Source organism: Streptomyces katrae (assembly GCF_000966975.1).
Classification (GTDB): domain Bacteria; phylum Actinomycetota; class Actinomycetes; order Streptomycetales; family Streptomycetaceae; genus Streptomyces; species Streptomyces katrae.
Genome location: NZ_JZWV01000948.1, coordinates 1 through 8,156, shown reverse-complemented (window position 1 = coordinate 8,156; position 8,156 = coordinate 1). Strand labels below are relative to the sequence as shown.

Sequence of the window (8,156 nt, the reverse complement as noted above, 5' to 3'; positions counted from 1 at the left end):
GTGGAGGCGAGGGCGTCGCGGATCTCGCCGCGGGTCACGCGCTCGCAGTGGCAGACGATCCGCCCGTACTCGGGGTCCGCCGCGATCATCGCGGCGTCGCGGTAGGGGCGGGGGAAGGCCTCCCCCAGGTTCGGCATCCGCACCGGCTCCGGGTCCCGGGCGCCGGAGACCGGCAGGCCGCCTTCGGCGAGCAGCTCCACCACGTGCGCCGCGATCGCCATCGAGGCGGTCAGGCCCGTCGAGCGGATCCCGCCGACGGTGACGTAGCGCTGGGCGGGGTGGGCGCGGATCGCGTAGTCCTCGGAGCCGGTGGCGGCCCGCAGGCCCGCGTAGACGGCGGTGACCTCCTCGTCGAGGAGTGCGGGCAGGATCCGCCGGCCCTTCTCCCGGAGCAGGGCGAGGCCTTCGGCGGTGGAGCCGGTGGCGGTCTTGTCCTCCAGGTCCTCGGCGGTCGGCCCGAGCATCACCTTGCCGTGCACCGTCGGGGTGACCAGGACCCCCTTGCCGAGCGCGGTCGGCACCGGCAGCAGGATGTGGCGTACGAGGTCCCGTGCGAGTTCGTCGAAGACGATCAGCTGGCCGCGCCGCGGGGTCACGGTGAAGTCCGCGTGCCCGAGGAGCCGGTCGATCCGGTCGGCGTGCAGTCCGGCCGCGTTGACCAGGTGGCGGGTGCGCAGCGGCCCGCGGCCGGTGTGCACGACATGGGGGTCGCCCGGAATGGCGGATTCGACGCGGCAGTTGAGGTGGAGGTCCACGCCCGCGCGGACGGCCTGCGTCGCGTAGGCGAGGGTGGTGGTCCAGGGGCAGATGACCGACTCCCCCGGCACCTCCAGCGCCCCCAGCGCTCCGGGGCCCAGGTGTGGTTCGCGGGCCCGTACCTCCTCGGCCGGGATGATGCGGGTGTGGTGGTGGCCGTTGCGCTCCGCCTTGGCGGCGAGGCCGGGGAGGGCGTCGAGCTGGTCGGCGTCCCAGGCCACGAGGAGCGCCCCGAGGGGTTCGACCGGGATGCCGCTCTCGGCGGCGTATGCGGTGAGCAGTCGGCTGCCCTCGCGCACCAGCCGGGACTCCAGGGAGCCGGGCACGGCGTCGAAGCCGGTGTGCAGGATGGCGGTGTTGGCCTTGGAGGTGCCGTCGCCGACGTCGTCGGAAGCTTCGACGAGGGCGGCCCGCAGCGGGAGCCGGGCCAGTTCGCGGGCGATGGCGGAGCCGACCACGCCGGCGCCGATGACCGTGACGTCGTACTCCCCGCCGGGCAGGGGGCCCCGGGTGGTGACGCTCACGCCGGGCCGTCGAGCAGGGCCGCGACCGCCGTGCGGAAGCGGGCGCGGCGTTCGGCGGCCTCGTCGGCGCCGGCCCTGGGCGCGTAGACGGCGGAGGGTTTCCATTCCGGGACGGCGTCGCGGACGGTGAGGGAGGGGTCGAGGCCGAGCCGGGCGACCGCGCCGACGCCGAGGGCGGTGGCGTCGGGGAGGGCGGACACCTCGACGGGGATCCCGAGGAGGTCGGCCTGGGCCTGCATGAGCAGGGCGGAACGGGTCAGCCCGCCGTCGACGCGCAGGGTGGTGAGGGGCGCGCCGAGGTCCGCCGCGGCGGCGTCCGCGAGTTCGGCGACCTGGGCGGCGATGCCGTCGCACAGGGCGTGCACGAGGTGGCCGGCGGTGGTGCCGAGGCCGAGGCCGGTGACGGAGCCGCGCAGGTCGCCCCGCCACCAGGGCGCGGCGAGGCCGGCCAGGGCGGGGACGAAGGTGACGCCGCCGGAGTCGGGGACGCTCGCGCCCACGGTGTCGATGTCCTCGGCGCCGGAGATCACTCCGAGGTCGGTGAGCCAGCGCACGGCGGAGGCGGCCGTGTACACCTGTCCGTCGAGGCAGTAGCTGGTGCGCCCGGCGATCCGCCAGGCCACGCAGCCGACCAGGCCGGTGGAGCTGCGGCGGGGTTCGGGTCCGGTCTGGGCGAGGAGGAACGCCCCGGTGCCGTAGGTGCACTTGGCGGCGCCGGGGGTGGTGACGCTCTGGGCGAGCAGGGCGGCCTGCTGGTCCACGAGGAGTCCGGTCAGCGGCAGTTCGGGGCCGAAGGCGGTGGTGGTGCCGACGCGGGTGTCCGCGTCGACGACCCTCGGCAGCGGTTCGGCGTCGAGTCCGAAGGCTTCGAGGGCCGGCCGCGACCAGGCGACGGTGTCGAGGTCGAGCAGCTGCGTACGGCCGGCGGTCGCCGCGTCCGTGACGAACTCGCCGGTGAGGCGGTGCACCAGCCAGGCGTCGCTGGTCGTGACGACGCCCCGCCGCGTCAGGTGGCGGCGTATCCAGGCCATCTTGGGTGCGGCGAAGTAGGGGTCGAGGGGCAGGCCGGTGCGCTCCCGCAGCAGGTCGGCGTGCGGGGCCAGTTCGGTGCAGAGTTCCGCGGCGCGGCGGTCCTGCCAGACGATCGCGTCGGTCAGTGGTTCGCCGTTCGCCGGGTCCCAGGCGAGCACGGTCTCGCCCTGGTTGGCCAGGCCGACCGCCACCGCCGGTTCACCGGCCGCCGCCAGGGCGGCCCGTCCGGCGTCGATGACGGATCGCAGCAGGTCACGCGGGTCCACTTCGACCCGGCCGTCCGGGAGGTAGCGGGGGCGTACGGGGGCGGAGGCGGAGCCGATGACCCCGCGTTCGGGGCACAGGACGAGGGCCTTGGTTCCCGAGGTGCCTTGGTCAACTGCGAGCACCGGGCCCGTCATCACGACTCCGTCCGCGTTCCGGCAGGTCAATGGATCTTCGGTCGGAAGCCTTCCCCAGCGGCCGGGGGCACGTCAAGATCCGTCCGGACGGCGGAGCGTACGAATGACGCCACATCACATGCCCTTCCTGGCTTGAAACTTACGGTCGAAAAAGTTTCCGGGCGCGGTTTGCCGTACTCGCCTTATAGTGATCGCCGATCAACGGTCGGTAAGGGCGCCGTCCGTGGGTCAACGGCGGGGGTTCGCCGAACAGTTCGCGCATGGTTCACGCATCCCCATACCTCCATGCGATCCGAGGACCCCAGGACCCCGATGACCACGATGACCACGAGACGAGCCCGAAGCGGCCGCACCGCGTACGGGACGAGGTGATGGCCGGCAACGATTTCCGGCCCGTCTACCACCCCGCCGGCCTCGACAAGGACCTGCACGCCGCCGTCCAGGACCTGCGCACGGGGCGCTGGCTGGCGATGGCCCGGCTGCTGGAGCGTACGGACGGCTGGGGGCTGTGGACCCAGCGCACCCAGGTCCTCGCGGCGGTCGCCGCCGGCTCCGACGTGGTCCAGGCCTGGCGGGCCGAGCAGCCCACCAGCCTCGCCGCGTCCGTCATGCACACCCGGGTCGCCGTCGAGCGTGCCGTCCGCGCCCACCGTGCGGGCCACCCCCGTACGCACGAACTGTGGCAGGAGGCCTGGCAGGCCTGCCGGACCAGCGCCGCGATCAGCCCGTCCGACCCCGTGCCGTGGGTCTGCCTGCTCGCCCTCGCCCTCCTCGACGGGCACCGGCAGATGGACGAGCACCGGCTGCCGCCGCCCGGCCCCATGCTCCCGCCGGGGCCCTGGGGAATCCTCGCGCAGGCCGACGAACGGGACCCGTTCAACCGCGAGGCCTACCACCGGATGCTGCAGTTCGTGCACGCGGGCGCGGCCGGGCCGCGCACCGAGGCCGCCAACTTCGCCCGCTGGGCGGCCGGTACGGCCCCGCCCGGGTCGGCCGTCCACCTCCTGCCGCTCTACGTCCACGTCGAGCGGTACCGGCGCGAGGGCGGCCAGGAGCGCGCCCTGGACCTGCACTGGGTCGCGGAGGACGCCGTCCGCGACGCGCTGCACGCCCTGGACTCCTGGTTCGCGTACGCCGACCCGGCGTACGCCTCCCCGCTCGACCTGAACCACCTCGCCCACGCCCTGTGGGGTGCCCACCAGTTCGGCGAGGCGGCCCGGGTCTTCGAGGCGATGGGCGGCTACTGGACCGTCGCGCCGTGGGCCCAGCGGACCCGCGACCCCTCGGACCAGGCCCTCGCCGAGGAGGTCTTCCTGCAGGCCAGGTCACGGAGCCTGGCCGGCCGGGACTGACCTCGCGCCGCGCCCCCACGCGGCGCCCCCGCTCGCCCCCCTCCCCCCCGTCCCCGTGCTCCACCCCCATGGAGGCACCCCCGTGTCACGCACCACTCCGGCAGCCCGCCCGGACCATCAGGCCCCGCCCCTCAAGGACGAGGAGGAGCGGCTCAGGGAACTCGGCTACCAGCCCGTCCTCGCCCGCCGGATGGGCGGCTTCGGCAACTTCGCCATCAGCTTCTCGGTCATATCCGTGCTGTCCGGCTGCATGACCCTGTACGGCTTCGGCCTCGGCACCGGCGGCCCGTCCGTGATGCTGTGGGGCTGGGCCGGTGTGGGCCTCTTCGTCCTCTGCGTGGGCCTCGCCCTGGCCGAGGTGACCAGTGCGTACCCCACCTCCGGCGCGCTCTACTACATGGCCGACCGGCTCGGCGGTCGCCGCTGGGGCTGGTACACGGGCTGGCTGAACCTGCTCGGGCTGCTCGGCGCCATCGCCGGCATCGACTACGGCGCCGCGATGTTCACCGGGGCCTTCCTGAACCTCCAGTTCGGCTTCGTGCCCACCCCCGGCTCGACCTTCCTGATCTTCCTGGCGTTCCTGCTGCTGCACGCCGCGCTCAACCTCTTCGGCGTCCGCCTGGTCAGCGTGCTCAACTCGGTCAGCGTCTGGTGGCACCTGGGCGGCGTCGCGCTGATCGTCGGCGCCCTGGCCTTCGTTCCCGACCACCACCAGTCGGTCTCGTTCGTCTTCACGAAGTTCGTCAACGACACCGGCTGGGCCAACCCGTTCTACGTGGCCGCCGTCGGCCTGCTGCTCGCCCAGTACACCTTCTCCGGCTACGACGCCTCCGCGCACCTCTCGGAGGAGACCTCCAACGCCTCCGTCTCCGCGGCCAAGGGCATCGTCCGGTCCATCTGGGCCTCCTGGCTCGCCGGGTTCGCGCTGCTCGCCGGGCTCACCTTCGCCATCCAGGACTACGCGGCCGTCGCGGGCAGCGCCACCGGCGTCCCGCCCGCCCAGATCTTCCTCGACGCCCTGGGCGCGGGCGGCGCGAAGGCCCTGCTGCTCGTCGTCATCGTGGCGCAGCTCTTCTGCGGCAACGCCGAGGTCGCCGCGGCGAGCCGGATGGTCTTCGCCTTCAGCCGTGACAACGCGCTCCCCGGCTCGTCCGTGTGGCGCAAGGTCAGCGGCCGCACCCAGACCCCGGTCCCGGCCGTCTGGCTCTCCGTCGCCGTGGCCGGCGTCCTCGCCCTGCCCTCGCTGTGGTCGGCCACCGCGTACGGTGCCGTGACGGCCATCAACGTCATCGGCATCACCCCGGCCTACGCGATCCCGATCTACCTGCGGCTGCGCGCCGGCGACCGGTTCGTGCCCGGGCCGTGGAGCCTGGGCCGCTGGAGCCGGCCGGTCGGCTGGGTCGCGGTCGTGTGGGTGGCCGTGGTCACCGTCCTGTTCTGCCTGCCGCAGAAGTCCCCGGTGACGATCGACTCGATGAACTACGCGGTGATCGCCCTGGCGGTCGTCCTGGTCCTTGCGAGCATCTGGTGGTACGCGGCCCGCCGCTCGTACGGCACCCCGTCCGCCTACGGGACCGCCCGCGAGCAGGCGGACATCGCGGAGGGCATCGTCTGATCCCGCCCCCTCCCCCTGCCACGCACCGCTGACGCCCCGGCGCCCTCCCGCGCCGGGGCGTCGGCGTTCACGGGCGCCGGGCCGCTGCGGTGGCCGGACGGGGGAGATTCCGGCCATCGTCGCCGGTCGCTCAGGGCGGCGGCGGGCCGGTCGCGTCGGGGTCCTCGTCCGCGAGGGGCATGAAGCCGATGCACTCCACGTCGATCTGGTCGGCGAGCTCCACCAGTACGTTGGCCAGCCCCAGGGTCGTGCCCGGGTCGAGGTCCGTCTCGCCGTCGTACACCGAGTGCAGCCAGCCGCCCGCCAAGCGCCGCAGCAGGGCCGTGACCTCGTCGGCGGGGATCAGCAGCCCGCCGTCCGCCACCGAGACCAGGGGTACGTACGCGTTCATGACGACACCTCCTCCGCTCCGTGCCGCGCCCGGCGGCGCGCCACCCCTCAGCTGTCGTGCCCGGCCGCCGCGATCGCCGCGAGGGCCGACCCCGGATCCTGTTCCACCACGAGGTCGCCCAGGCTGACCACCCCGACGAGCTCGCCGTTCCCGCTGACCACCGGCAGACGGCGCAGTGCCTTGCGCCGCATGAGGGCGATGGCCTCGTCGACCCCGTCGTCGGGGCCGACGGTGACCGGGTCGGTGGTGCAGACGGCCTGTACGGTCGTCTCGGCGGGGTCCCTGTTGTCGGCCATGGCGCGCACGACGAGGTCACGGTCGGTGAGGATGCCCCGCAGGCGCCCCTCGTCGACGACGAGCACGTCACCGATGTCGGCGTCGCGCATCACCCGTGCCGCCTCCGCGAGCGACGTCAGCTTCTCGACGGTGACGGGATTCCCGGTCATCACCTCGTGCACGCGGCGGGTCATGGCTCCTCCAGTGCCGGATACGGCTCCAACCTGGCGGCTACCCGTACCGGGGCGGGGCAATCGCACCGCCCCGGTACGGGGGCGGGGCGGCCCGGTGGGCCGGGAGGCCGTCCGTCAGGCGACTTCGGCGTCCTTCTTCAGCGTACGGCGGCGGGCGCGGGGCGGACGGTGTCCAGGCGGTGCAGGGCGGTCCGGCGCTGGAGCAGGGCCAGGGCCGTGACGCCCGCGCCGAGGGCCAGCCAGCCCGCCGGGCCCGCGGCCATGACGGCGCCGGTCAGCAGCAGCGGGCCGGCGGCCTTCTGGGCGGACGGGGAGATGCCGGCCACGCCCAGGTAGGCGGCCCGCGCCTCCTGAGGGGCGAGGGAGACGGCCAGTTCCCAGGAGCACACGGAACGCACCAGCTCCGCGGCGGTGACGAGGACGGCCGCGCCGAGCAGGGTGGCGGAGGCGGTCCGGGGGCCGTGGGCGGGGGTGAGCGCGAGGAGGGCGCAGGCGGCGAACAGGAACAGCCCGTACCAGGCGACGGCGCCGGCCGCCTGGCGCGGGGTGCTCACCTTCGCGGACACGGTGAGCTGGAGGACGACGACGAGCACGGTGTTGAGGGCGAGGAACGCCGGGACGACGGCGTGCGGGGCGTCGGTGTGGTGGACGAGCCACAGCGGCAGTCCGACGTTGAGGAGGGAGTCGTCGAGGTTGAGCGGCATGTCCAGGAGGACGAAGCGGAGGTAGCCCCGGTCCCGCCAGGGGCTCCTGCGGGCGGGACCGGAGCCGGCGGCGGGCGCGGTCCCGTCCTGGTCGCCGCCCTCCCCCGCCGGGCGGGTGGCGGCGGCGACCAGGCGGCCGTGCCCGTGCGGTTCCCGGGTGCGCCAGATCAGCAGCGAGGCGGCGAGGAAGGACAGGGCGTTGCCGAGGATCAGGACCTCGTACGCGTCCCGGGTGCCCACGGCGAGGCCGATGGCGGCGATTCCCGCGCCGACGGCGTAGCCGGCGTTGGCGGCGCTGCGCGACAGGGCCTGGTAGGTGGCGCGGCGTTCGCCGGCCACCCGGGTGGCGAAGAGCATTTCGAGGGTCTTGGCCGCCCGGTCGCCGAGCTGGGTGAGGGCGACGATCAGCAGGAGCAGCTCGAAGCGGGTGACGACGAGCATGGCGCAGAGGGCGGCGAGCCGCAGCAGGTGACAGGCGATCAGGAGGGGGCGTACGGGGAACCGGTCGGCGAGGTGGCCGGCGAGCGGGGAGCCGGCGATGCCGGCGATGGCACCGACGCCGAGCATGACGCCGAGGCGGCCGGCGTCGAGGCCGACGACGAAGGTGAAGAAGAGGACGGAGGAGGCGGCCCAGACGCCCGTTCCGGTGCGGTCGAGGAGCTGGGCGAGCAGCATGATCCGCGCGTCGCGCCCACCGGGCGGCCGCCGCAACTGTGCGATCAGCCCACCGGACGCGGTCTCTGCCTCCGGCCCGGGTACCCGTCCCGCGCGGACGGCGGAACTGGGGGCCGGGTCCACGGCGAGGCCGGGGGCCGGGTCCACGGCGAGGCCAGGGGCCGGGTTCATGGTCTGGCCAGGGGCCGGACCGGCGGCCTGGCCAGGGGCCGGACCGGCGGCCTGGCCAGGGGCCG

General features: G+C 74.4%; 7 protein-coding genes. 2 read left to right on the top strand and 5 right to left on the bottom strand.

Going from position 1 to position 8,156, the window contains the following annotated elements; all coding sequences use genetic code 11:
• On the bottom strand, nucleotides 1-1,280 hold a 1,280-nt coding region (locus tag VR44_RS30225), incomplete at its 3' end, for an NAD(P)/FAD-dependent oxidoreductase (RefSeq protein WP_045950804.1).
• On the bottom strand, nucleotides 1,277-2,713 hold the full coding sequence (locus tag VR44_RS30220; protein ID WP_045950803.1) for an FGGY family carbohydrate kinase: 1,437 nt from the start codon (nucleotides 2,711-2,713) through the stop codon (nucleotides 1,277-1,279). The genes VR44_RS30225 and VR44_RS30220, both read right to left, overlap by 4 nt.
• A gap of 371 nt (nucleotides 2,714-3,084) precedes the next feature.
• Here VR44_RS30220 and VR44_RS30215 point away from each other — a divergent pair, with 371 nt between their 5' ends.
• Nucleotides 3,085-4,065, top strand: coding sequence for a hypothetical protein (locus tag VR44_RS30215; RefSeq protein ID WP_045950802.1), 981 nt, complete (start codon nucleotides 3,085-3,087; stop codon nucleotides 4,063-4,065).
• Nucleotides 4,066-4,255: 190 nt separating this feature from the next.
• On the top strand, nucleotides 4,256-5,680 hold the full coding sequence (locus tag VR44_RS30210; RefSeq protein ID WP_342669406.1) for an amino acid permease: 1,425 nt from the start codon (nucleotides 4,256-4,258) through the stop codon (nucleotides 5,678-5,680).
• Between the two features lie 130 nt (nucleotides 5,681-5,810).
• Here the strand turns inward: VR44_RS30210 and VR44_RS30205 are convergent, their stop codons facing one another.
• The 3 genes from VR44_RS30205 to VR44_RS30195 form a co-directional block, all read right to left on the bottom strand.
• Nucleotides 5,811-6,071, bottom strand: coding sequence for a DUF6213 family protein (locus tag VR44_RS30205; RefSeq protein WP_045950800.1), 261 nt, complete (start codon nucleotides 6,069-6,071; stop codon nucleotides 5,811-5,813).
• 47 nt (nucleotides 6,072-6,118) lie between these two features.
• A complete protein-coding gene (locus VR44_RS30200; protein WP_045950799.1) occupies nucleotides 6,119-6,541 on the bottom strand; it encodes a CBS domain-containing protein in 423 nt (140 codons plus the stop codon).
• Nucleotides 6,542-6,678: 137 nt separating this feature from the next.
• A complete protein-coding gene (locus VR44_RS30195; protein ID WP_094192012.1) occupies nucleotides 6,679-8,091 on the bottom strand; it encodes an MFS transporter in 1,413 nt (470 codons plus the stop codon).
• Nucleotides 8,092-8,156 lie beyond the last annotated feature (65 nt).

Coding starts and splice junctions, on each gene's coding strand:
- VR44_RS30210 (WP_342669406.1), top strand. CDS start 4,256: ATGGGCGGCTTCGGCAACTTCGCCATCAGCTTCTCGGTCATATCCGTG.
- VR44_RS30215 (WP_045950802.1), top strand. CDS start 3,085: ATGGCCGGCAACGATTTCCGGCCCGTCTACCACCCCGCCGGCCTCGAC.
- VR44_RS30195 (WP_094192012.1), bottom strand. CDS start 8,091: ATGAACCCGGCCCCTGGCCTCGCCGTGGACCCGGCCCCCGGCCTCGCC.
- VR44_RS30200 (WP_045950799.1), bottom strand. CDS start 6,541: ATGACCCGCCGCGTGCACGAGGTGATGACCGGGAATCCCGTCACCGTC.
- VR44_RS30205 (WP_045950800.1), bottom strand. CDS start 6,071: ATGAACGCGTACGTACCCCTGGTCTCGGTGGCGGACGGCGGGCTGCTG.
- VR44_RS30220 (WP_045950803.1), bottom strand. CDS start 2,713: ATGACGGGCCCGGTGCTCGCAGTTGACCAAGGCACCTCGGGAACCAAG.